Here is a 23,034-nt window from a genome sequence, read left to right on the forward strand (position 1 = left end):
CATTCCAGGAGCATGTGATGAACACCCAGGTTTCCCCCGTGCCGGCGCGCCAGGCGCACGGCGACGCCACCCGCCACGAGCCGGCCGCCATGCAGCGCTTGCTGCTGCGGCTGGAGGTCGAAGAATTTCTTTATCGCGAAGCCGACCTGATCGATACGCGGCGTTTCGACGATTGGCTGGCCACGCTGGCCGACGATCTCAGCTATTTCATGCCGATCCGCCGCAACGTCAAGTTCGGCACCCATGACGAGCGCGAGAACACGCGGCAGGGCCGCGACATCAGTTGGTTCGACGAAGACAAGTGGACCTTGCGCAAGCGCGTCGAACAGATCCAGACGGGCGTGCACTGGGCCGAAGAGCCGCTGTCGCGCGTCTGCCATACGGTAAGCAATGTGCGCGTGCACGCAGTACGCGACTTGCCCGATGGCGGTTGCGAGGTCGATGTGGGATCGCGCTTTCTGGTGTACCAGAACCGCGTCGAGTACGAGACCCACTTCTTCGTGGGCAAGCGCAACGACACGCTGCGCCGCCAGGCGGGCGGGCCCTGGCAGCTGGCCCGCCGCGAGATCATCCTGGACCAGAACGTGCTGCTGGCCAAGAACCTTACCGTGTTCTTCTAAGCCGCGCCGGGCGCCTTGCCCGCATGGCCCAGCAGGGCGGACAGCTCGGCCGATGCCTGGGTGACCAGGGCGGCCAATGACGCCACGCGGTCCTTGTCCAGCCGCACCGCCGGGCCGAATACGCCGATCGAGCCGGCCACCATACCGGCCTGGTCGAAGAACGGCGCGGCCACGGCGGTAGCGCCCCGGATCAGTTCGTCGTGGCTTTCGGCATAGCCCTTCTTGCGCACTTGCGCCAGGTCGCGCTGCAGGCGGGCGGGCTCGATGTCCAGGTTCTGGCTGTAGCGCGCGAGCTGCGCCCCGGATGGCCCGGAGAAGGCCAGGATGGCGCGTCCGCTGGCGCCGCGTTCGATTTTTTCACTGTAGCCCACGCCGCGCTTGAAGCTCAGCGGCTGGGGGCAGGGTAGTTCGGCCACGCAAAGCCGCAGTTCGCCCTGGGGGATGAACAAGGCCACGGTTTCGCGGGTTTGTTCCCAGACTCGCTGCAGCACGGGCTGCGCCAGGCGGGGCAGGTCCAGGCCGGCCGTCCAGATGTGCGCCAGGCGGCCCACCGCGGGGCCCAGGCTGAAGCGCTGGGGATCGCCCTCGGACACGATGAAACCCTGGTTTTCCAGCGTGTACAGCAGGCGGTACAGCGTGGGGCGGCTCAGGTCGACGCGCTGGGCGAGTTCGATGGCAGAGAGCTGGAAATCTTCGGGGGTAAAGGCTTGCAGGATGGCCAGGGCGCGATCGACGGCGCGCACGCCTTCGGGAATTTTTTCCATGGACGATATGGCAATGGGCTGGGTAAGGGTTTTCGATAGATTGATCATAGTCCATTGTATGGACTTAAATCTCATAAATAAGTTAACAAGTTAATCACAACGCATTCCAGGAGACATCATGAGACTTCCCCACTTGATTGCGGCCTGCTGCCTGGCGGCCGTTACCCATGCGCTGCCCGCGGCGGCCTACCCGGACAAGCCCGTCAATGTGGTGGTCGGCTTCGCGCCGGGCGGCACCAACGACATCCTGGCGCGCCTGGTGTCTTCGGAACTGGAAAAGCGCCTGGGCCAGCCTTTCATCGTCGAGAACAAGCCCGGCGCCAACTCGATGATCTCGGCCAACTACGTGAAGGCTGCGCCCAATGACGGCTACACGCTGCTGGTGATATCCAGTGGCGGCCTGACGGTGAACCCGGCGGTGTACAAGCCCGGACGGCTGACGTACGACCCGGTAAAAGACTTCACGCCGATCGCACTGCTGGCGAAGTTCCCGCTGGTGATCACCACCGGCCCCAAGCTGAAGGACGTGAAGTCGGTGGCCGAGCTGATCGCGCTGCAGAAGTCGCAGAAAATGCCGCTGACGCATGGCGTGGCAACGTCGACGTTCCAGTTGGCGGCGGAGTTGATGGCGACGATGGCGGGTGTGGACTTCACCCATGTGCCTTACCGGGGCTCGGGGCCGGTGGTGGTGGACCTGACCGGCGGGCAGATCGACCTGGCCTTCCTGGACAGCGCCGCGGTGATCCCGTCGGTGAATGCGGGGCGCTTGCACGCGCTGGCCGTGACCACCATCGAACGCTCTCCGGTGCTGCCCGATGTGCCCACAGTGGCCGAATCGGGGCTGGCCGGCTACGACGTGCCGATCTGGAGCGCGCTGGTGGCGCCGGCGGGCACGCCGCCTGAAGTGGTGCGCACCCTCAATGCCGCATTGGCCGATATCCTGAAACAACCCGAGATCAAAGAGCGCTACCAACAGTTGGGCATGGATACGGGTTCGGCCGACGGCGAAGTGCTGGGCCGGGCCATTTCCACCGATATCGAACGTTGGACCAAAGTGGCGCGCGACGCCGGCATCCAGCTCGAATAAGCCGGCGGCACAAGGCCGCGGCACCAGCGGGCCGCGGCGCCGTGCTTCAGGCCTGGCGTGCCTGCAGGTATTGGCGGTAGTTGTTGTGCTTCAGGTTCAGTACCGGGTCGGCCTCTTCCAGTTGCAGGCTCAGGCCTAGCGGTAATAGCGCCATCAGCGGCGCCGTGTAGGCGCGCAGCGCGGCGAACACCCGTTCGGCCGCGCGCTGTTTTTCAGCGGCGTCACGGCCATGACCGATCTTGATGGTGACATGGATGAAGGTGTTGTCCGGATGGCCATCGACGATCAGGTAGTCTTCAATGGCAATGGCGCGCGTGCGCGCGCCGGCCAGGGGGAACACGCTGCCGTCGTCGATGGCGCTGTCCTGCACGGTGCGCATCAGCTGGGGCACGTCCAGGCGCGGACGCAGGTTATTGGAATACTCGATCCAGATATGGGGCATGGCGGTCTCCGAGCAATTTGATTATCATGTTAATGATAGTCAAATCCGCCATGCCCCACAATGAAAAAGCCCGCGCAGATTGTCTTGTATTGGCGTGTCGGCCGGCCGGCGCACCGGCCATGACACCCACCCTGCGCCAATTGCAGGCCTTTGCCCACGTCTATCGATTGGGCAGCCTGACCCAGGCCGCGCAAGCCATGCATGTGACGCAGTCGGCCGCCAGCGTGCTGTTGCAGCAGCTGGAAGAGGCGCTGGGCGTGCGCTTGTTCGACCGGACCTCTCGCACGCTGCGCCCCACGGATGCCGCCCATGAAGCCTACGCCATGGCGCAGCGCGTCTTGCGCGATGTCGATCAGCTGGTTGGCAACGCCCGCGGGCTGGCCGACCGCCGGCGCGGGCTGCTGCATTTCGCGGTGACCACTTCGGTGGCAGCTACGCTGATGCCGGTGGTGATCGAACAGTTTCAACAGCGCTATCCCGATATCCGCCTGGTGATGCACGACATGAGCCCCGACAGGCTGATCGCGCCGGTGCTCGAGCAGGATGTGGAATTCAGTATCGGCACGCCCGATGCGCGCGCCCCGGGCATTACGCTGACGCCGCTGCTGCGCGACCAGCTTGGCGTGGTGTGCCGCGACGATTCGCCGCTGGCCATCCGCAAGCGCCTGCGCTGGCGCGACCTGAGAGAGTTTCCGCTGATTACCGTACGGCACGGCAACGGCATACGCACGCTGATCGACAGCGCCATGTCGCAGACCGGTATCGATTTCCATCCCGCCTGGGAAGTGTCCTTCCTGTCGACTGCACTGGCCTTGACCGCGCGCGGCCTGGGCGTGTCGGTGCTGCCGGGGTACCTGGTCAGCGGGTTCCAGTATCCCAATCTGTTGACCCGGCCGCTGCACGAGCCGGCGGTCGAGCGCAGCCTGTATCTGGTGACACGCAAGGCGCACGCGCTGTCGCCGGCCGCCACGGCGCTGATCGGCATCTTCAATGAAATGCTGGCGCAGCCGCGCTGAATGGCGCGGCTGCGCCGCGAGTCTCATCTTGCAGGAATGTCGTCTTGCAGTTCAGTGCGCGGCGCCGCACAGCCGCGCCACCAGGGCGTTCGAATCGGCGGGCAGGGCATCACCGCGCCAGGCAACGTGCTGGTCGGGGCGCGACAGTAGCAATGCATGGCGGTACACCGCGGCGCGCGGGTCGCGGCGGTCGACATCCAGCACGGCCAGCGGCAGGCCGCGGGCCTGGGCGGCGCGCTGCAGCGGTCCGGCGTCGATGGCGGGGTCGAAGCGCAGCAAGGTATAGCCCGGGCCCAGCGCATCGTAAAGAGGCGTGCCGTCCTCCAGTTCGAAGTACGGCGTGCGGCAGCCGGGCACGGTGGCGGCCGTGAAGGCACCCATGGAATAACCCGGCGCCGGCTCGTCGTCGTAGTCAATCAGCGGCGAACGATCGTAGAAATAACCGAAGTTCAGCCCGGCGCAACAGTACTGCTGCACGTTCAGGTCATAGGCGGCGCGGCCCAGCGCCGTGCGCAGCGCCTCGCCCTGGGGGCCGGCTTGTTCGATGCCGTCCGGCACGCTCTTGCGCTGGCTGGCCATAGCATGCGCATGGTTCATGGCAAAGTGCGACACCTGCTCGGTAATGGGCAGGCGCTCGGCCTCATAGGCGTCCAGGATGCCGGGGGCGCCCCAGCCCTGCAATCGCGCGGCCAGCAGCCAAGCCAGGTTGGCCGCGTCGGCGATGCCCGCGTTCATGCCGTAGCCTGCGTAGGGCACCCACAGGTGGGCCGCATCGCCGCACAGGAACACGCGCCGGTCGCGGAAGCGGTCGGCCACCAGGCGGCGGCCGTACCAGTCTTCCTTGCTGATGACGTCGTAGCGGAAGCCGGCATCCACCCCCAGGATGGCGCGTATGGCGGCGTCGCGGTCCACCGACTCGAAATCGGGTTCGTCTTCGCGCAGGTAGTTGTGGATCAGCCAGCGTTCCCGGCCGTCGATGGCATACATGTTGCCGCTGCGGCGCGGGTTGAGCGAGAACGTGGCCCAGGCGGGCGTGTGCTGGAAGCGCGCCAGCAGGTCCGGGGCGTGGATATAGGTGGATTGCACTCGCTGCACTACCGGGTCGCCGCGCAATTGGGCACCGATATGTTTGCGCACCATCGAGCGGCCGCCGTCGCAGCCGGCCAGGTAGGCACAGCTGAAGTCCAATTGTTCGCCGGTGTCCACCTGTTCGGCCACGGCCCGCACGCCATGCTCGTGCTGCTCGAAGCCGCGCAGCGCCACGCGGTTCAGGATGCGGATGCGCGGCTGCGCTTCGGCGTGCAGGAACAGGATAGGTTCCAGGTAGATCTGGTTGATGCGATGGGGCGGCTCGGCCGTGGGCCAGCCGGTGTCCGGGCCTTTGGTAGCGGTGTAGCGGTCGCGCCGGCAGGGAATGGGAATACGCGCCAGTTCCTGGCCGGTGGCGGTGGTGCGGTAGGCGATGTCGTGCGGATAGTCTTCAGGCAGCCCCGCCTGCCGCACTGTATGGGCCACACCCAGGCGGCGCAGGATCTCCATCGAACGCGCCGACACATGGTTGCATTTGACGTTGGGCGGCTCCAGCCGCTGGCGCGGTTCCAGGACCGTGACGCCGATGCCGCGGGCGGCAAGTTCCATGGCCAGCACCAGGCCTACCGGGCCGGCGCCGGCTATCAGTACGTCGGTCTGGGTGGGCTGGGTCGTCATGCAATGTCTCCTGGTGGCGCGCCGGGGCGGGCGCTGTGGAAGAAGATTGCAGCACGGGCCGGGTCATAAATAAATCGAAAGTTTTTTATTCATTCATCGTGTTTGTTCATGGATCGAATGACCTGCGCAGGCGGGTTCGGCCGCATTGACAGCCTGTCCCAAACCATAGATCATTAACTAGTTAATTATTTTTTCACGGCAACGGGAATTCCCGTCGACAGGCACAGACGCGCAAGGAGAATATTCGTGACCATCAAGCATTGGATCGACGGCAAGCAAGTCGACAGCGGCGACCGCTTCACCACCTACAACCCCGCCACCGGCGAGGCCATCGCCGAGGTCGCGGCCGGTGGCGCGCGTGAAATCGATGCCGCCGTGACCGCCGCCAAGCGCGCTTTTCCCGGCTGGGCCAACACCCCGGCACGCGAGCGCGCGCGCCTGATGCGGCGCCTGGGTGAACTGATCGACAAGAACGTACCGCACCTGGCCGAACTGGAAACCGCGGATACCGGCCTGCCTATTTCCCAGACGCGCAAGCAGCTGATTCCGCGCGCATCCGAGAACTTCAATTTCTTCGCCGAGGTGTGCGTGCGCATGAACGGGCACACGTATCCGGTGGACGACCAGATGCTGAACTACACGCTGTATCAGCCGGTGGGCGTGTGCGCCCTGGTCTCGCCCTGGAATGTGCCGTTCATGACGGCCACCTGGAAAACCGCTCCTTGCCTGGCGCTGGGCAATACCGCGGTGCTGAAGATGTCGGAACTGTCGCCGCTGACCGCCGACCAGCTGGGCCAGCTGGCCCTCGAGGCCGGTATTCCCCCCGGGGTGCTGAACGTGGTGCACGGGTATGGCGCCACCGCCGGCGATGCGCTGGTGCGCCATCCCGATGTGCGCGCCATTTCGTTCACCGGGGGAACTGTCACGGGCAAGAAGATCATTGCCGGGGCCGATGGCATCAAGAAGTTCTCGATGGAACTGGGCGGCAAGTCGCCCGTGCTGGTGTTCGATGACGCGGACCTGGATCGCGCGCTGGATGCCGCCCTGTTCACCATTTTTTCGCTCAATGGCGAACGCTGCACCGCCGGGTCGCGCATCTTCGTGCAGGAAAGCGTCTACGACGATTTCGTGCGCAAGTTCGCCGAGCGCGCGCAGCGCCTGGTGGTGGGCGACCCCACCGACGAAAAGACCAACATCGGCTCGATGATCACCCGCCAGCACTGGGAGAAAGTCACCGGCTACATCCGCCTGGCCGAGCAAGAGGGTGCGCGCATCGTGGCCGGCGGCCCGGACAAGCCGCAGGGCCTGCCGGCACACCTGGGCCAGGGGAATTTCGTGCGTCCCACCGTGCTTGCCGACGTGGACAACCGCATGCGCTGCGCCCAGGAAGAGATTTTCGGGCCGGTGGCCTGCCTGCTGCCCTTCAAGGACGAGGCCGACGGCCTGGCGCTGGCCAACGACATCAAGTACGGCCTGGCATCGTACATCTGGACCAACGACCTGGGCCGCGCGCATCGCCTGGCGCGCGGCATCGAGGCCGGCATGGTGTTCGTCAACAGCCAGAACGTGCGCGACCTGCGCCAGCCGTTCGGCGGCATGAAAGAATCCGGTACCGGGCGCGAGGGGGGAGAATACAGCTACGAAGTCTTCGCCGAAGTGAAGAACGTCTGCGTATCGATGGGCGGCCATCACATCCCGAAGTGGGGCGTGTAGCGGGGCTGGGGCCGCCAGGCATAAAGGCGCAAAGAGCCAGGAGAGGAAAATGGGAAAACTGTCGTTGGCGGCCAAGGTCACGCATGTGCCGTCCATGTATTTGTCGGAACTGCCCGGCAAGCACCAGGGCTGCCGCGAGGCGGCCATCGAGGGGCATCGCATCATCGGCCGGCGCTGCCGCGAGCTGGGCGTGGATACCTTGCTGGTATTCGACGTGCACTGGCTGGTCAATGCCGGCTACCACGTGAACTGCAATGGGCAATTCTCGGGGGTGTACACCAGCAACGAACTGCCGCATTTCATCAAGGACATGCGCTACGCCTACCCGGGCAATCCGTCGCTGGGCCACCTGATCGCCGAGTCCGCCAATGCGCGCGGCGTGGCCACGCGCGCCCACGAGATCGACAGCCTGGAACTGGAATACGGCACGCTGGTGCCCATGCGCTACATGAACCAGGACGGCCATTTCAAGGTGGTCTCGATGGCCGGCTGGTGCGCCTGGCACAAGCTTGAAGACAGCCGCCGGCTGGGCGAAGCCGTGCTCGAGGCCATCGGGCGCAGCGACAGCAACGTGGCGGTGCTGGCCAGCGGGTCGCTGTCGCACCGTTTCAATGACAATGGCAGCCCCGAGGAATCCATCCACAGCATCAGCCGGGAGTTCTTTCGCCAGGTGGATCTGCGCGTGGTGGACCTGTGGCGCCAGGGCGATTGGAAGACCTTCTGCGCGATGCTGCCCGAATACGCGCACTTGTGCGAAGGCGAGGGCGGCATGCATGACACGGCCATGCTGCTGGGCCTGCTGGGTTGGGATGCCTACGACCAGCCGGCCGAGATCGTCACCGAGTACTTCGCCAGTTCCGGCACGGGGCAGATCAACGCGATCCTGCCCTTGCCGCGCCAAGGGGCCGCGCAATGAAGACTGTCATCGTTACCGGTGGCACCTTCGGTATCGGGGCGGGCCTTACCGTGGGGCTGGCCCGCGCCGGCTGGCGGGTCGTGGCATTCGGCCTGGAATCGGCGCAGGTGTCCAGCACGGCCCGCGACGGCATCGGGCAGGTGCGGGCCGAACTCGAGCAGGCCGGCGTACAGGCCGACTTGCTGGAGGCCGACGTTTCGCGCGCCGAAGACGTGGCGCGCGTCGTGGACCATACGCTGGACCGCTATGGCCGCATCGACGGCCTGGTGAACAATGCCGCCATCGGCCCGCTGGGCACCATCCTGGACACCGATGAGGCGCTGTGGGATCGCATCATGGCGGTGAACCTGAAGGGCGTGTACTTGTGTGCACGCCAGGTCATCCCGTACATGGCCCGCCAGGGCGGCGGCGCCATCGTCAACGTCGGTTCCGGGGCCGGCTGGGGCAAGCCCAATATGGCAGCCTACAGCGCCAGCAAGGGCGGCCTGGTGGCGCTGGGGGCGGCCATGGCATACGACCACTTCCACCAGCATGTCCGGGTCAATACCTTGATCCCGGGCGGCGGCGGCATCGTGTCGGGCATGAGCCTGGGCCGCATGGGCGCCGATGCGTCGAGGTTCGGCCGCAATGCGGTGGGATCGGCGGCGGGCCGGCCCGTGGTGCCGGCAGACATGGCGGCTGCTGCGGCGTTCTTGTTGTCCGATGCGGCCGCCACGATTTCCGGCACCGTGCTGGACGTCGGATGCTTTGCCCACCAGGGCGGGCCGGTACCGCCGCGCCCCTGATGGCGTGGCCGCCGGCGCGGCCTCAGACCGCTGGCGGTTCGCGCTTGACCAGTTCGATGGCCGCGTCGATGTCGCGGTACAGGCGCTCGAGCCGGTCTTTGCCCACGGTTTTTTCCAGGTTTTCGTAGCGCCTGTCCACCAGCGGACGCATGCGCTCGATGAGCTTGCGCCCCTTGGGCGTCAGCGAGATATCTTGCCGACGCTGGTCGGCGCTGGAGCGTTCCCGTTGAATCAGGCCTGCCTGTTCCATGCCCAGCAGCATGCGTGTCAGGCTGGGCCGCAATATCTGGCAACTGGCGGCGATCTGGTTGGGTTCCATGGGTTCCAGGTCGCTGAGCGTGCGCAGCACGCGCCACTGTTGCTCGGTAACCCCGGCCTGGTTCAGGATGGGCCGGAAGTGCGCCATCAGCGCCTCGCGCGCATACAGCAGCAAATGGGGCAGGTTGCGATGATGGAAGTGGCGGTTCATGTCCGCGATGTTACCAAGAACCCGGCGTGCGGCGCGGCTCAGGACGGCGCCTGCAGTTGCGATATTTCGATCAGGTTCAAGTCGGGATCGCGCAGGTATACCGAGCGGATCTTGCCGGTGGCGCCAGTGCGTGCTACCGGCCCCTCGATGATATGCGCGCCCGCCGCGCCCAGTTGTTCGATGACCTGGTCCAGCGGCCGATCGGCGATGAAGCACAGGTCGAGCGCGCCGGGCACGGGCAAGTGCGCCTTGGGTTCGAATTCGCTGCCGCGCACGTGCAGGTTGATCTTCTGGTTGCCGAAGCGCAGCGCCTGGCGGCCTTGGCCGAAGGTCTCCAGGCGCATGCCCAGGATGCGGGTATAGAAATCGACGGTGGCGTCCGGGTCGGTGCAGGTCAGCACCAGGTGGTCCAGGTGATCGATCATTTGTGTCCTTGGGCAATGGAAGTCATAAAGCTGTCGCACGTACCGTATACCGTCAATACATGACCAGGTTTTTCATACCGGTGGCTATTCATGAATATCGCAAAAGGCGTGCGTATCGGAGACTACCGCATTCATTGCGACGTGGTTGAGTCGGCCGGCGGCCAATACCGGCTGGTGGTCGCGTCCTACAAAGAAGGCCGCCCGGATACCGAGCGCGCATGGCACGCGCCAGACTGGGAACCCTATAGCCAGCTGGCCGAAGCGCAGCAGCGCGCGGTGTCCGTGCTCAAGAGCATCAAGCGGGTCGGCGCTGCCGGCGAGCCCTTATATAGCAGCTGACTGGCGGGCAGGGCGCGCGGCACATCAGGGGCCGCACAATGAAGAGCGCCCCATCTCGGGACGAGTCTGGGGCGCTCTTGCCAAGCTTCGCACGCATGGGTGTCAGAACGCCTGGCAGCTTTAAATTTAGTCCCGCGTTTTTGGCGATGCAAGCGGAAAATCGTTTCAGGCGTTACGATCCGCGGCTGTAACTGTACAGCCCGAGGAACTGTCGCCCATGGATACGCTGCTTGTCCTGATTGTTGCAGGGGCCGCCGTAGCTGGCTTCGTGCAAGGCCTGGCCGGCTTCGGGTTTGGCATGGTGGCCATGTCGTTCTGGGCCTGGACGTTGGACCCGCGCCTGGCAGCCGTGCTGGCGGTGGCCTGCGGCCTGGCCGGGCAGATACTGGCGGCCGTCACGGTGCGGCGCGGTTTCGACGCAAGGCGCCTGCTGCCGTTCGTGGCTGGCGGCCTGGCGGGCATCCCCGTGGGAGTCGCGATATTGCCGCTATTGGATCCGGCGCTGTTCAAGGCGCTGATAGGCGGCTTTCTGGCGACATGGTGCCCCTTCATGCTGGCGGCCGGCCGGTTGCCGCGCGTGACCGCCGGCGGGCGCCTGGCTGATGCCGGGGTAGGGGCGCTGGGCGGCATCATGGGCGGGCTGGGTGGCTTCACCGGCGTGCTGCCTACGCTGTGGTGCACCTTGCGCGGTTTCGACAAAGACGCGCAACGCTCGGTCATCCAGAACTTCAATCTGGCCATGCTGGCGGCGACCCTGGCCTCGTACGCGGCCAGCGGGGTGATTACGCGCGCCATGTGGCCATCGCTGGCCGTGGCCATTCCCGCCATGCTGGTGCCGGGCTGGCTGGGCGCGCGCGCTTACCTTGGGGTTACGGATGCAATGTTTCGCAAAATTGTGCTGGGCATGGTGACGGTATCGGGCCTGGCACTGCTGGCCTCGTCTTTGCCCGTGCTGCTGCGCTGAACGGCCCCGGGGGCAGGCATGGCGCATGCTATCGTAGCCATAGGTTTTTCAATCGTGGACCCACCATGGCGCGCATCAATATTCAACAGGGCGAACTCGCCCATTGGCTGCAGTTCGTCGCCGACGGCGACCCAGCCGGCGTGCCGCGCGACCAAGTCCCCGCGCATGTGGCCGACAGCCTGCTGATCCTGCGCTGCGTGCGCGAGAGCGAACAGCAGCGGCTGGTGCTGACCGACAAGGGGCACCTGGCCCTGCGCATGGAAGCCCCCGGCGCCATTCATCTCGGTTAGGAATTTACCAAGGCCCCGCTGCACTGGCTAAGGGGATGCCAGGGTATCGGTTCGGGCCGCGCTCCGGGTAAGATGAACTTGCGTGTCGCCTGCGGGTCCAATTGTCATGCGGACCTGATAATGGACCCCGCCAGCGCCACGCGTGGATTCACGCGTACAAGTAACCGACTGGGAGGAAGCCATGCAGCATCATGACCAGGAAGTACTGATCGACGTATCCACAGCGGCCATGGATACCGGCGGATACGGCGTACTGCTGACGGTAACGGCCGAAGGAGGCACCGAAGTCGATGCCGCCTTTTCCTATCTGGGCGATTGCGCCTCTTTGCACGAGGCACGCGATCGCGCAGAAATCTTCGCCCAGAACTGGGTCGAGGAAAACATCTTCCGCTGACCACGCCACTGGCGGAAACCTTGCAGGCCGCGCGCGCCCATGACGCTGAACCGATACCTGGCCCGGCTGCGGCACAAATCCGGGTTATCGTCGCTGCTTCGTCATTTACGGCGCGCGCCTCCTGCGCGCCATACATCGATGGCCGCTTCCGTTTCCGTTGAACTTTCCAGTACCATCCGCGCCCTGCGCGGGCACTTCAACGATGTGGTCCTGCCGCTTTGGAGCGGGCGGGGCTACAACGAACGCATGGGCTTGCCGTACGAATCGCTGGCCGGCGATAGCGGCCTGCCCGTGGCGCCGCAGCGCTATCGTGCGATGGCTTGCGCGCGCCAACTGTATGTGTACGCCATCGCGCCCGCGCCGGCCCACGCGCGGCATGCCGACCGGCTGTTCGAGGCCTTGCTGCGCTATTTCCGCGATGACCGGCACGGCGGCTGGCGCTACAGCATCGACGCCGACGGCCGGCCGCTGGACGACACGCAAGACCTGTACACGCATGCCTTCGTGGTGTTTGCGTGCACGGCGTATTTCGAGCGCTCGCGCAATACCCAGGCGCGCCAGGCGCTGCTGCAGGCGGTCGAGACCGTGGAGTCGCGCTTTCGGCGCCCCGATGGCCTGTACCACGCCGCCATGTCGGCCGACTGGCGCCAGGTCAGCCAGGGGCCGGCGCAGAACCCGGTGATGCACCTGACCGAAGCCTACCTGGCCGCCGCCCGCGTGGCCGAGCCCGCCTGGTTCGCGCAACTCTTGCGCGGCATGGCCCAAGGCGTGGCTGATGCCTTCCTGCATGCCCCCAGCCAGTGCATTGCCGAAGCCCCGCGGGGTACGCCGGGCAACCGCATCGAGCCGGGCCATCAGTTCGAATGGTTCGTGCTGCTCGACAGCGCGCCCGCCGTATTTTCCGGCCTGGAGCTGGCGCTTGCCGTGCCGCGTGGCTGCGGATGGGCGCGCCAGCATGGCGTGGTGGACGGCACCAGCGGCGTACGCGCCGCCTTGGACCTGGATGGCCAGGTGCGCGACGCCACCGAACGCATCTGGGCCCAGGCCGAATACGCGCGCTATCTGGCGGCCATCGGCGACGAGCCGGCGCTGGCCGCGCAGTCGGTGGCCCTGCATACCCGATTCCTGCATCCCGGAGGCTGGCACGAGTGCCTGGATGCCAACGGCGCGCTGGCACGGATCGATATGCCGTCGACGACGCCTTACCACCTGGCAACCTGCTACGCCGCCTTGCCCGCCGGTTAGGGGCGCGGGCGCCGTCGCCGCCATCGTCGTCAACAATTGGTCAAATCCTTTACAATTTGCTAATTGTGGTCGCGAGGTTGCCGATGAGCATCATGTGTATATCGTGCCAGGCCATTGCGCCCGGCTTGGCCGGCATCGAGCCGCATGCCGGATTGGGGCACCAGGGTTTTCTTCATCCTACCCAGAAGGGGCGCGAGGGCTGCCGCGAGGATCACTTCCGCTGCCTGGAATGCGGTGCGAAGTGGCTGCGCGAAACCGATAAGTGGGGAACCGATCTGGGGTTCAAGCTGGCGCCGTAGCGGCAGGGCCTGGGGCGTCCGGGAGCCGTGGCCGGACCCGCTCGCCGGGCAGCCAATACACCGCGCCGTCGCGTTCCTGCACTTGCAAGGGCGCCAGGCGGCCATGCTTGCAGGGCCCCCCCACGCACAGCCCGGTATCGGGTTGGTAGGTGGCGCCATGGCGGGCGCACATCAGCAGATTGCCAGCCCGCGTGAAAAAGCTGTTTTCCCAGTCGAGTTCGACGCCTACATGGGCACAGCGGTTCACATAGCCGTAGGCGCGGCCCTGGTACCGCACGAAGAATACCGTGGTGGGGCCGATGCCATCGGTAGCTGGAAATTTCATGCCCAGGCCGCCGTCGACCAGCGCGGTGCTGGCGCAAATGCGTACGGCGCAGGGCGGGGCGGTATGGGACATGCGGGCGCGGCCGGAAAAAGGAAGCGATATTCGGCCAGGATACCCGACCGTGTCAAACCCGCGCTCAGGCCGACGGATCGCCGGTGTGGGCCTGCTGCCGTTCCCACATGGCCGCGTAGGGCCCGCCCTGGGCCAGCAGCGACGCATGGCGGCCGCGTTCGACGATGCGGCCATCGCCCAACACGATGATTTCGTCGGCATCCGCGATGGTCGACAGGCGGTGCGCGATGATCAGCGTGGTGCGGCCCTGGCTGACTTCGCGCAGATTGGCCTGGATTTCACGTTCGGTGTGCGTGTCCAGCGCGCTGGTGGCTTCGTCGAACAAGAAAATCGACGGGTTCTTCAGGATGGTGCGGGCAATGGCCACGCGCTGTTTCTCGCCCCCGGACAATTTCAGCCCGCGTTCGCCAACCATGGTGCGATAGCCGTCGGGCATGCTCATGACCAGGTCATGGATATGGGCCAGGCGCGCCGCCGCCTGCACTTCGCCATCGGTGGCACCGGGGCGCCCATAGGCGATGTTGTAGTGGATCGTGTCATTGAACAGCACGGTGTCTTGCGGCACTACCCCGATGGCGGCGCGCAGGCTGGACTGCGTGATGTCGCGGATGTCCTGGCCATCGATCAGGATGGCGCCGTGCTCGACGTCATAGAAGCGGAACAGCAGGCGTGCCAGGGTGGATTTGCCGGCGCCCGACGAGCCCACTACCGCCACGGTACGGCCGGCCGGAATGCTGAAACTGACGCCTTTCAGGATCGGCCGGCGGGCGTCGTAGCCGAACCCCACATCCCGGAATTCCACGCTGGCGCCGGCCAGGCGCAAATGGGCTGCGTGCGGTTTGTCGCCGATTTCGCGCTGCTGGCCCAACAGTTCGAACATGCGTTCCATGTCGATCAGCGACTGCTTGATCTCGCGGTATATGAAGCCGAAAAAGCTCAGCGGATCGTACAACTGCAGCAGGTAGGTATTGACCAGCACGAAGTCGCCCAGCGTATAGCGGCCCTGGGCGATGCCTTGCGCGGCCATCCACATGACTGCCGTCAGGCCTGCCGAGATGATTACCGCCTGGCCGATGTTCAGGATCGACAGGCTGACCTGGCTGCGTACGGCGGCGCGCTCGTAGCGGGTCAGCGATGCGTCGTAGCGGCGCGCCTCGTGTTCTTCATTGCCGAAGTACTTGACCGTTTCATAGTTCAGCAGGCTTTCGACGGCCTTGGTATTGGCCTCGGAATCCGTTTCGTTCATCAGCCTGCGGAACTTGGTGCGCCATTCGGTGACCACCAGCGTGTAGGCCAGGTACAGGCTGACCGTAAGGGCCGTGGCGGCCGCCAGCCAGAAATCGAACATCTTCCAGAGCACGGCGCAGACCAGGCCGATTTCGAAGAAGGTGGGCAGCACATTGAACAGCAGGAACGACAGCAGGGTCTGGATGCCCTTGGTACCGCGCTCGATGGCGCGAGTCAGCCCGCCCGTCTGGCGCGACAGATGAAAGCGCAATGCCAGGGCGTGCAGGTGCCGGAAGATCTGCAGGCCCACCGCCCGGATGGCATGCTGGCCCACGCGGGCGAACACGGCGTCGCGCAATTCGGAGAACAGCAGCGAGAACACGCGCGCGGCGCCATAGGCCAGGATCAGCCCGACGGGCACCACGATGGCGCCGCCAGTGTTCTTGCCCAGTTCGTCGATGGCCGATTTGTACAGCAGCGGCACGTACACCACGGCGGCCTTGGCCACCAGCAGGCACAGCAAGGCGATGATGACGCGGGCTTTCAGGCCGGTGCGGCCTGGCGGCCACAGATAGGGAAGCAGGGTGCGCAGCGTGGCTATGCTGCCGCGCGGCGTGGGCGTATCGGTAGGCAGGGGCATGGAAAAGGCGGCAAGGTCTGCATGGCCTCGAAGAGGCCCGTGCAGGCGGCATTATCGGCCACCTTGCCGGGGCGCGCCTGAAAGCCCCGCCGTCCGCAGGGGCCTTGCCTCAGTCCACCTGCGCGCCCGAGGCCCGGACGACTTCGCCCCAGCGCTTGACGTCGGCGTTCAGCACCTGGGTGAATTCCTGGGGGCTGGTGATGTAGGGCTCGGCGCCCTGGGCGGCGAAGTGCTCGGCCACCTTGGGGTCGCGCAGGGCGGCATTGACGTCCTGGTTGATCCGGGCAATGCGGTCGGCCGGCGTGTCCTTGGGCGCCATCAGGCCGAACCACGGGTTCACGTCGAAGCTCTTGAAGCCCGCTTCGGCGATCGTGGGAATGTCGGCGAAGGATCCGGCGCGTCGCGCGCTGGTGACTGCCAGCGGGCGTACCGCGCCGCTCTTGATCGAGCCGGCCACTGACGGCAGGCTGGTGAACACCACGTCGATGCGGCCGCCCAGCAAGTCCTGCAGCGCGGCCGCGGCGCCTCGATAAGGCACGTGCTGCATCGGTACCTGTGCCGCACTGCTGAACATCTCGCCCAGCAGGTGGTTGACCGAGCCATTGCCGGCCGACCCGTACGTGATGTTGCCCTTCCTGGCCGCCTGCACCAGGTCGCCCACTGTCTTGAAAGGGGCATCGGGGCGGGTGATCAACACGAAGGGCAGCGTGGCCAGCGTGGCCACTGGCGTGAAGTCGGTGCCGGGGTCGAACGACAACTGCTTGTACAGGGCGCCATTGATGGCCTGGGTGCCGACGTAGCTCATCAACAAGGTGTAGCCATCGGCGGGGGCGGCCAGCACGGCTTCCATGCCCAGGTTGCCGCCGGCTCCGGCGCGATTCTCGATCACCACCGTCTGCTTCCATTTTTCGCCCAGTTGCTGGCCGATGATGCGCGCCAGCGTATCCGAGGCGCCGCCCGGTGCTTGCGGCACGATGATGCGTACCGGCTTGGTGGGAAAGTCGGGTGCCGCGGCGGCGGGCGCGGCCAGGGTGGCGGATAAAAGCAGGGCGATCGCCCAGGGGAAATATCGCATGTGTCTCTCCGTTTGTAGAAGCGGCCTTATGGTTGGCCGTGGGAATGCTGCGGCCCGCCCGGCAGTGGGCCGGCAGGCAAGAAGCCCGGGCAAGCGCGTCGGCAAGACGAAGTGCCCGGACCTGGATGCATTCTAGGCAGTTTTTTTCTGCATCAAGGACAAATATTCGATATTCTGAACAAATTGCGCCGGCGTGCCTGCTGGCCCGGCGCCGGCGCGATTTGTCCAACGGGCTGAGTCAGCGCCCAACCCCCATTCCGGATCCGGATATGCCCACCACGAACGTCACTGCCATTGAACGCCTGCTCGATATCTACGAGGCTTTTCAGGCCAGCCAGCGGCCGTTGTCGCTGACCGAGGTGGCCGAACTGGCGGGCCTGCCCAAGAGCACCTGCCATGCCATCGTGGGCACGCTGATTGCGCGGGGGTATCTCTATTCCCTGACACGTCCGCGCGCCCTGTACCCCACCAGGCGCATGTTCGACGTGACGCGCGATATTGTCGAAAAAGACCCGTTCGTCGAGCGCATCACGCCCGTGCTCGAACGCCTGCGCGACACCTCGCGCGAGACGGTCATCCTGGGCAAGCGCCAGGGCAATGCGGTGGTGTACCTGCAGGTGGTGGAAAGCGCGCATTCGATCCGCTATTCGGCCAGGCCGGGTGAAATCAAGCCCCTGCATTCCAGTTCTATCGGCAAGGCCATGCTGGGCTGCATGAAAGACCCGGAGCTCCAGGCCTGGCTGCATGATCGGCCGCTGCAGGGCGTAACCCGCGCCACGCTGACCGAGCCGCCGGCCTTGCTGGCCGACATCCAGCAGGGCCGGCGCCTGGGCTATTTCCAGACCCGTGGCGAAAGCGTCGACGACGTATGGGCCATGGCCGCATCGCTGGTATTGAACAAAGAGACGTTCGCTATTGCGGTGGCCGGCCCCAAGCACCGCATGGAAGGCGCCATGGCCGAGTGCGCGCGGCTGTTGGTAGCGTCTTGCAGCTCGATACTGCGCCATTCGCTGGCGCGCTGAACCCCCCTTGCGCAAGGGGTTGTTTTGAGGCGGTGGGCGGGCAGGGCGCTATCATCGAAGAATGCAGCCCGCCAAGCGCCGGGCATATCCGCGTCCCACCCACTGACTTTCGGAGGTCTCATGGCGAAGGTACCCGTACTGAAATTGAACGATGGCAACTCGATTCCGCAACTGGGCCTGGGTGTCTGGCAGGTGGCCAATAACGAGGCGGCACGCTGCGTCAAAGAGGCGCTGGCCGCCGGCTACCGCCTGGTCGATACGGCCGCCATCTACGGCAACGAAGCCGGCGTGGGCGAAGGCCTGCGCGCTTCGGGAGTGGGGCGCAAAGACCTGTTCGTCACCACCAAGCTATGGAATGACAAGCATGGCTACGACCAGGCCCAGCAGGCCATGGACGACAGCCTGAGCAAGCTGGGACTGGCGTATGTCGACCTGTACCTGATTCACTGGCCGGTGGCCGGCAGCGACAAATACCTGGACGCGTGGCGTGCCTTGGTGGCCATGAAGGAAGATGGCCGCGCCCGCTCGATCGGGGTCTCGAACTTCCCGCAGGCCCAGTTGCAGCGCCTGATCGACGAAACCGGCGTTACCCCGGCGGTGAACCAGGTTGAACTGCACCCGGGGTTCGCGCAACGGCCGCTGCGTGCCTTCCATGCCGAGCAGGGTATCGCTACCGAGGCCTGGAGCCCGCTGGGCCAGGGCACGGTCATGCAAGACAAGACCTTGACGGGGCTGGCGGAAAAATACGGCAAATCGGCCGCCCAGGTGACGCTGCGCTGGCATTTGCAGAACGGCTTGATCGTGATTCCGAAGTCGGCCACGCCAGCGCGCATCCGCGCCAATATCGACGTGCTGGATTTCGAACTGTCGGCCGAAGACATGACGGCCATCGACGACCTGCCCGAGGGTGCGCGCCTGGGGCCCGACCCCGAACGCTTCAGCGGCTGAAAGCGCCGGGGGCAGCGGCCGGCCTCAAGTCTTGGCGGGGAACCACCAATACTTGGCAATGACCATCAGCAGCACCGTCAGCGACAGCCACGATGCCCAGTGCCACAGGCCGGTGCCCAGCAGGGCTGCCAGCAGGCCGAATGTGCTGAGTACGCCCATCAGGATGGGCGCGCCCCAGATGAACAGGAAGCGGTTGCGCGGGGTCATGCGGGGCTCCGTTGCGGGGCGACTTGCTGGTGGCGGCGCACCAGTTCGGCGATGCGGGCATCGGTGGCCTTGCGGCGCGCAATCCACAAGTACAGGCCGCTACCCAGCACCACGATGGTGACCAGGTCCAGCAGGGTCCAGAGTATCTTCAGCGGCATGCCGCCATAGTCGCCGAAGTGCAGCGGGCGCGAGACTTCGAGCGCCGTCAGGTACCAGGGCATGCGCGCCACGGCGCTGAGTTCGCCGGTGACGCCATCGACCAGCACCGGGCTGTTCAGCTTGGATGTCAGGGGCGTGTTGCCGCGCAGCCATACGATGTAATGGTGCGGGCTGCCGAAGGCGTTGCCGGGGAAGGAAATGAACGATACTTCGCGGCCGGGCAGCGCCTTCATGGCGGTGTCGGCGGCGTTCTGTACCGACGCCAGGGTGGTGGGTACCGGGCGGCCCTGGTAGGGCGCCACGATGCGCGGCAGCTCGGTGGACTGCCACAGGCGGAACAGCGGCGTGGACAATTCGTTGATGACGCCGGTCAGCCCCACCACGAAGGCCCAGACCAGCGTGACGATGCCCAGCAGGTTGTGCAGGTCCAGCCACTTCAGGCGAGTGGAGCGCGACGCGCGCACGGTGCCGAATTCCAGCTTCTTCATGAAGGGGCCGTACAGCACGACCCCGGACACGATGGCCACCACGAACAGCAGGCCCATGAAACCCAGGAACAGTTCGCCCGGCAGGCCGGCGAACAGGTCCACGTGCAAGGCCAGCATGATGCCCATGAACGAGAAACGGTCTTCGGCGTACGGCGGGCCGTCGTGCAGCACTTCCGAGGTGCGCATGTCGACGCGCACGGCATGGCCTTTTTCTACTGCCTGGCCCAGTTCGGGCACCAGGCCGACGTAGGCCTGCGGTTCGTGGTCGTCGATGAAGACATAGTCGACGTACTCATCGGGATACAGCGCCTTACCTTGCGCGACGATCTGGTCCAGGCTGGCGTTGGGCGTGCCTTCGGGCAGCTCGGCTATCGGCTTGCCTTCGTCGAGCAGATGCTCGATTTCATGGTGGAAGATCAGCGGCAGCCCGGTCAAACAGATGACCAGCAAGAACAGGGTGCAGACCAGGCTGGTCCATTTATGGACCAGGTACCAGGTCTTGACGGTGGTTGCAGCGGTCATGGGGCGGGCGCAGATTGACTGAAACCTGAACGATATCATGAACAATATCTATTCTCATCGTAATGATGGGCCCTGCGCATGAATTTGTGGCCGTATGGCCGCGCTTGCCCCGTGCCTGCCTCTTATGCGGCCCTGCCGGTGCCGGCTTCCTTGCGGAGCCGGACATCGGGCATTTCTTGATGCGTTGATGCGGTTGACGCGTTCAGAGCGGCCGCGATTCCACTGACCCGGGCGCCGTGATCGGCCGGGCGCTGGCCGGGCCAGGCGCCGTGGGAATGGGAATGCTCAGGATGGGGGCGGGCCCTGGCCCCCGCCCGTTGCCGGGCGGGGGCGATGCCGTCGCCGGCACGGCCGGTGGGGGGCCGGCCTGGCCGACTTGCGGTACCGGCACGGGCGGCATGGGCAGCCCGCCTTGCGGCGCGGCATCTTGCGGGCGTACCTGGGTGGGGGAGCCATCGCTGGGACGCATATTGTTCAGGAAATCGGTCAGCGCATCGCCGGTGCTCAGGTCCAGCGACGCCACCGCCTGCCCGGGGGGGAATTCCGAAAAATAGTATTCGTCGTTGTGCACGAGCAGGCCACCGGGCATGGGGCGCTGCGGCTGTTCGGGCACGCCTTGCAGCACGGGCTGCATGTAATCGAGCCAGGTCGATAGCGCCAGGCCGCTGCCGAATGCATTGGTACCCAGCGATCGGGGCTGATCGAACCCCATCCAGACGGCGGTGGTCAGGGTGGATGTATAGCCGGCGAACCACACATCGACCGCATCGTTGGTGGTGCCGGTCTTGCCCGCCACGTCGCTGCGCTTGAGCGTGCGCTTGGCGCGCGCGCCGGTACCAATGGATGCCACGTCGCGCAGCATGTCGTCCATGACCCAGGCGGTGCGCGGATCGATGGCACGGACCGCGGCATCGCCCGCCACGGTCGGCTGCGCCTGCATCAGCACCTTGCCCGACCGATCGGTGACACGGTCGATCAGGTATGGCGGCACCTGGTAGCCGCCGTTGGCGAACACGGCATACGCGTTGGCGACTTGCAGCGGCGTGGCGCCGCCCGCGCCCAGGGCCAGCGGCAGGACGGCGGGCCAACGCTCTTTCTGGAAACCGAAACGGGTCAGGTAGTCTTGCGCGTATTGCGGCGTGATGGCCTGCAGTATGCGGATCGACACCATGTTCTTGGATCGGTACAGCCCCTGGCGCAGCGTCTGCATGGGTTCGTACGCGTTGCCGTCGTTCTTCGGGGTCCAGGGACGCGAGCCGGTTTGCTGGACGGTCAGTTCGAACGGCAGGTCGGATACCTGGGTGGCCGGGGTCATGCCGCGTTCGAGCGCAGCGGCATACACGAAGGGCTTGATGGTCGAGCCCGGCTGGCGCCAGGCTTGCGTGGCCCGGTTGAACGAGCCGCGATAGAAATCGAAGCCGCCGATCATGGCGCGCACCGCGCCGTCTTGCGGCGCCAGCGACACCAGCGCCGCCTGCAGCGTGGGCATGTTGACGATTTCCCAGGTGTCGCCGTTCTTGTGCAGGTACACCACCGAGCCGCGCCGGATGCGTATATCGTCGTCGGCCTGCGGGCCCAGGGCCCGCGCGACGATGGCCAGCGCTTTCTTGTCGGAGACGGTGATGATTTCGTTGGCGCTGCGTGCCACCTTGACTTCGGTGGGGCTGGCCGCGAGCACCACGCCTGCCAGCAGATCGCCGCTGTCGGGCGATTCTTCCTGCACGCCATCGAGGATTTCTTCGAACGCCTGCGCGTCCTGTTCGATGCCGTCGGGCAGGTCGACCTGGTCTTCGGGGCCGGGGTAGGGAGCGCGGCGGGTGTAGTTCAGCACGCCGGTGCGCACGGCGTCATAGGCGGCCTGCTGCGACTTGGAATCGATCGTGGTGTAGACGTCGATGCCGCGCGTATAGGTTTCGTCCTGGAACATGCCGTACATGATCTGCCGCACCAGTTCGGCCGGATATTCGCCATGCACCGCAAAGCCATTGGACTGCGCGCCTTCGCTGCCGCGGATCAGCAGGGGTTGTTCCAGCGCGGCCTGCGCCTGCTCGGGCGTCAGGTAGCCCAGCGCCTGCATGCGGCCCAGCACATAATGCTGGCGGATCTTGGCGCGGTCGAGATTGGTGATGGGATTGGAGCGTGACGGCGCCTTGGGAACACCTGCCAGCAGTGCGGCTTCGGCGGCCGTGACCTCGGCCAGCGGTTTGCCGAAATAGGTGCGCGACGCCGCCGCGAAGCCATAGGCGCGGTGCCCCAGGTAGATCTGGTTCATGTAGAGCTCAAGGATCTGGTCCTTGGTGAGCTCGGATTCGATCTTGAAGGTCAGCAGCAGTTCGTAGAGCTTGCGCGAATAGGTCTTCTCGGACGACAGATAGAAATTGCGCGCCACCTGCATGGTGATGGTGCTGGCGCCCTGCGACTTCGACATGCTGAGCAGGTTGGCCAGGCCGGCGCGCAGCATGCCCATCCAGTCGATGCCGCCGTGTGCGTAGAAGTGGTCGTCTTCGGCGGCCAGGATGGCCTGCTTCATGACCAGGGGAATTTCCGGAAAGCGCAGCACGTTGCGGTGTTCTTCGCCGAACTCGCCGATCAGGACATGGTCGGAGGTGTAGATGCGCAGCGGCACGCTGGGCCGGTAGTCGGTCATGGCGTGCAGCGCGGGCAGGCTGGGCCAGGCCAGCGCCACGGCCAGGCCCAGGAACAGCACGCCGCACACGCCCAGGCCGGCCAAGGCCACGGCGGCCTTGACCAGGATACGCTTGTGCAGGAACTGCTTGATGCCCCGGCGAGGGGGGCGGGGGGAGTGCTCAGGGGTATTCATTGCTGCCGATTCTAGGTCAGAACCGAATAGACCCGCCCGCGGGCAATTAGTTT

General features: G+C 65.6%; 25 protein-coding genes. 14 read left to right on the forward strand and 11 right to left on the reverse strand.

Annotated elements, in window-relative coordinates:
• Nucleotides 1-17: 17 nt before the first annotated feature.
• Complete coding sequence (locus tag KW845_RS22835) at nucleotides 18-620, forward strand: 3-phenylpropionate/cinnamic acid dioxygenase subunit beta (protein ID WP_218371660.1); 603 nt, start codon at nucleotides 18-20, stop codon at nucleotides 618-620.
• Here KW845_RS22835 and KW845_RS22840 read toward each other — a convergent pair.
• The gene (locus KW845_RS22840; protein WP_370628278.1) at nucleotides 617-1,432 is read right to left on the reverse strand and encodes an IclR family transcriptional regulator; all 816 of its coding nucleotides are present in this window, start codon (nucleotides 1,430-1,432) and stop codon (nucleotides 617-619) included. The two genes, KW845_RS22835 and KW845_RS22840, sit on opposite strands and share 4 nt — an antisense overlap.
• A 70-nt stretch (nucleotides 1,433-1,502) precedes the next feature.
• On the opposite strand from KW845_RS22840, the gene KW845_RS22845 reads away from it, so the two are divergent.
• On the forward strand, nucleotides 1,503-2,471 hold the full coding sequence (locus KW845_RS22845; protein ID WP_218371661.1) for a tripartite tricarboxylate transporter substrate binding protein: 969 nt from the start codon (nucleotides 1,503-1,505) through the stop codon (nucleotides 2,469-2,471).
• A gap of 46 nt (nucleotides 2,472-2,517) precedes the next feature.
• On the opposite strand, the gene KW845_RS22850 is transcribed toward KW845_RS22845, so the two are convergent.
• Nucleotides 2,518-2,913 (reverse strand): 5-carboxymethyl-2-hydroxymuconate Delta-isomerase, encoded by a 396-nt coding sequence (locus KW845_RS22850; RefSeq protein ID WP_218371662.1) that lies wholly within the window; start codon nucleotides 2,911-2,913, stop codon nucleotides 2,518-2,520.
• 119 nt (nucleotides 2,914-3,032) lie between these two features.
• Here KW845_RS22850 and KW845_RS22855 point away from each other — a divergent pair, with 119 nt between their 5' ends.
• Complete coding sequence (locus tag KW845_RS22855; RefSeq protein WP_218371663.1) at nucleotides 3,033-3,929, forward strand: LysR family transcriptional regulator; 897 nt, start codon at nucleotides 3,033-3,035, stop codon at nucleotides 3,927-3,929.
• Nucleotides 3,930-3,980: 51 nt separating this feature from the next.
• On the opposite strand, the gene KW845_RS22860 is transcribed toward KW845_RS22855, so the two are convergent.
• On the reverse strand, nucleotides 3,981-5,636 hold the full coding sequence (locus tag KW845_RS22860) for an FAD-dependent oxidoreductase (protein ID WP_218371664.1): 1,656 nt from the start codon (nucleotides 5,634-5,636) through the stop codon (nucleotides 3,981-3,983).
• 246 nt (nucleotides 5,637-5,882) lie between these two features.
• On the opposite strand from KW845_RS22860, the gene hpaE reads away from it, so the two are divergent.
• The 3 genes from hpaE to KW845_RS22875 are packed head-to-tail and all read left to right on the forward strand — an operon-like array spanning nucleotide 5,883 to nucleotide 9,050.
• Nucleotides 5,883-7,349, forward strand: coding sequence for a 5-carboxymethyl-2-hydroxymuconate semialdehyde dehydrogenase (gene hpaE, locus KW845_RS22865; RefSeq protein ID WP_218371665.1), 1,467 nt, complete (start codon nucleotides 5,883-5,885; stop codon nucleotides 7,347-7,349).
• Nucleotides 7,350-7,398: 49 nt separating this feature from the next.
• A complete protein-coding gene (gene hpaD / locus KW845_RS22870) occupies nucleotides 7,399-8,265 on the forward strand; it encodes a 3,4-dihydroxyphenylacetate 2,3-dioxygenase (protein ID WP_218371666.1) in 867 nt (288 codons plus the stop codon).
• Complete coding sequence (locus KW845_RS22875; RefSeq protein ID WP_218371667.1) at nucleotides 8,262-9,050, forward strand: SDR family NAD(P)-dependent oxidoreductase; 789 nt, start codon at nucleotides 8,262-8,264, stop codon at nucleotides 9,048-9,050. The genes hpaD and KW845_RS22875 overlap by 4 nt, the downstream gene beginning before the upstream one ends.
• A gap of 22 nt (nucleotides 9,051-9,072) precedes the next feature.
• Here the strand turns inward: KW845_RS22875 and hpaR are convergent, their stop codons facing one another.
• Nucleotides 9,073-9,519: a homoprotocatechuate degradation operon regulator HpaR gene (hpaR, locus tag KW845_RS22880; protein ID WP_218371668.1), complete on the reverse strand. Its 447-nt coding sequence runs from the start codon at nucleotides 9,517-9,519 to the stop codon at nucleotides 9,073-9,075.
• 38 nt (nucleotides 9,520-9,557) lie between these two features.
• Nucleotides 9,558-9,944, reverse strand: a complete 387-nt coding sequence (locus KW845_RS22885; RefSeq protein ID WP_218371669.1) for a VOC family protein — start codon at nucleotides 9,942-9,944, stop codon at nucleotides 9,558-9,560.
• A gap of 90 nt (nucleotides 9,945-10,034) precedes the next feature.
• On the opposite strand from KW845_RS22885, the gene KW845_RS22890 reads away from it, so the two are divergent.
• The 6 genes from KW845_RS22890 to KW845_RS22915 all read left to right on the forward strand — a co-directional run bounded on the left by KW845_RS22890 (nucleotide 10,035) and on the right by KW845_RS22915 (nucleotide 13,475).
• Nucleotides 10,035-10,283 (forward strand): hypothetical protein, encoded by a 249-nt coding sequence (locus KW845_RS22890; protein WP_218371670.1) that lies wholly within the window; start codon nucleotides 10,035-10,037, stop codon nucleotides 10,281-10,283.
• Between the two features lie 217 nt (nucleotides 10,284-10,500).
• The gene (locus KW845_RS22895; protein WP_218371671.1) at nucleotides 10,501-11,247 is read left to right on the forward strand and encodes a sulfite exporter TauE/SafE family protein; all 747 of its coding nucleotides are present in this window, start codon (nucleotides 10,501-10,503) and stop codon (nucleotides 11,245-11,247) included.
• A gap of 65 nt (nucleotides 11,248-11,312) precedes the next feature.
• A complete protein-coding gene (locus KW845_RS22900) occupies nucleotides 11,313-11,537 on the forward strand; it encodes a hypothetical protein (RefSeq protein ID WP_218371672.1) in 225 nt (74 codons plus the stop codon).
• 181 nt (nucleotides 11,538-11,718) lie between these two features.
• Nucleotides 11,719-11,931, forward strand: coding sequence for a hypothetical protein (locus KW845_RS22905; RefSeq protein ID WP_012249539.1), 213 nt, complete (start codon nucleotides 11,719-11,721; stop codon nucleotides 11,929-11,931).
• Between the two features lie 138 nt (nucleotides 11,932-12,069).
• Complete coding sequence (locus KW845_RS22910) at nucleotides 12,070-13,176, forward strand: AGE family epimerase/isomerase (protein ID WP_255592869.1); 1,107 nt, start codon at nucleotides 12,070-12,072, stop codon at nucleotides 13,174-13,176.
• 83 nt (nucleotides 13,177-13,259) lie between these two features.
• On the forward strand, nucleotides 13,260-13,475 hold the full coding sequence (locus KW845_RS22915; protein ID WP_218371674.1) for a hypothetical protein: 216 nt from the start codon (nucleotides 13,260-13,262) through the stop codon (nucleotides 13,473-13,475).
• Here KW845_RS22915 and KW845_RS22920 read toward each other — a convergent pair.
• The 3 genes from KW845_RS22920 to KW845_RS22930 form a co-directional block, all read right to left on the reverse strand.
• Complete coding sequence (locus KW845_RS22920) at nucleotides 13,459-13,872, reverse strand: Rieske 2Fe-2S domain-containing protein (RefSeq protein WP_218371675.1); 414 nt, start codon at nucleotides 13,870-13,872, stop codon at nucleotides 13,459-13,461. The genes KW845_RS22915 and KW845_RS22920 overlap by 17 nt on opposite strands.
• 64 nt (nucleotides 13,873-13,936) lie before the next feature.
• Entirely contained in the window at nucleotides 13,937-15,739 is a 1,803-nt protein-coding gene (locus KW845_RS22925; RefSeq protein WP_218371676.1) for an ABC transporter ATP-binding protein/permease, read from the reverse strand.
• 109 nt (nucleotides 15,740-15,848) lie between these two features.
• Nucleotides 15,849-16,814: a tripartite tricarboxylate transporter substrate binding protein gene (locus tag KW845_RS22930; protein ID WP_218371677.1), complete on the reverse strand. Its 966-nt coding sequence runs from the start codon at nucleotides 16,812-16,814 to the stop codon at nucleotides 15,849-15,851.
• 269 nt (nucleotides 16,815-17,083) lie between these two features.
• On the opposite strand from KW845_RS22930, the gene KW845_RS22935 reads away from it, so the two are divergent.
• Nucleotides 17,084-17,836, forward strand: coding sequence for an IclR family transcriptional regulator (locus KW845_RS22935; RefSeq protein ID WP_218371678.1), 753 nt, complete (start codon nucleotides 17,084-17,086; stop codon nucleotides 17,834-17,836).
• A 120-nt stretch (nucleotides 17,837-17,956) separates the two neighbouring features.
• Nucleotides 17,957-18,784 (forward strand): aldo/keto reductase, encoded by an 828-nt coding sequence (locus KW845_RS22940; protein ID WP_218371679.1) that lies wholly within the window; start codon nucleotides 17,957-17,959, stop codon nucleotides 18,782-18,784.
• Between the two features lie 24 nt (nucleotides 18,785-18,808).
• Here the strand turns inward: KW845_RS22940 and KW845_RS22945 are convergent, their stop codons facing one another.
• The 3 genes from KW845_RS22945 to KW845_RS22955 form a co-directional block, all read right to left on the reverse strand.
• Nucleotides 18,809-18,991: a hypothetical protein gene (locus tag KW845_RS22945; protein WP_218371680.1), complete on the reverse strand. Its 183-nt coding sequence runs from the start codon at nucleotides 18,989-18,991 to the stop codon at nucleotides 18,809-18,811.
• A complete protein-coding gene (locus KW845_RS22950) occupies nucleotides 18,988-20,160 on the reverse strand; it encodes a PepSY domain-containing protein (RefSeq protein WP_218371681.1) in 1,173 nt (390 codons plus the stop codon). Before KW845_RS22950 ends, KW845_RS22945 begins: the two co-directional genes overlap by 4 nt.
• A gap of 202 nt (nucleotides 20,161-20,362) precedes the next feature.
• A complete protein-coding gene (locus tag KW845_RS22955; RefSeq protein ID WP_218371682.1) occupies nucleotides 20,363-22,981 on the reverse strand; it encodes a penicillin-binding protein 1A in 2,619 nt (872 codons plus the stop codon).
• Nucleotides 22,982-23,034 lie beyond the last annotated feature (53 nt).

It is taken from the genome of Bordetella sp. BOR01 (assembly GCF_019218885.1).
In the GTDB taxonomy this organism is placed as follows: domain Bacteria; phylum Pseudomonadota; class Gammaproteobacteria; order Burkholderiales; family Burkholderiaceae_B; genus Bordetella_A.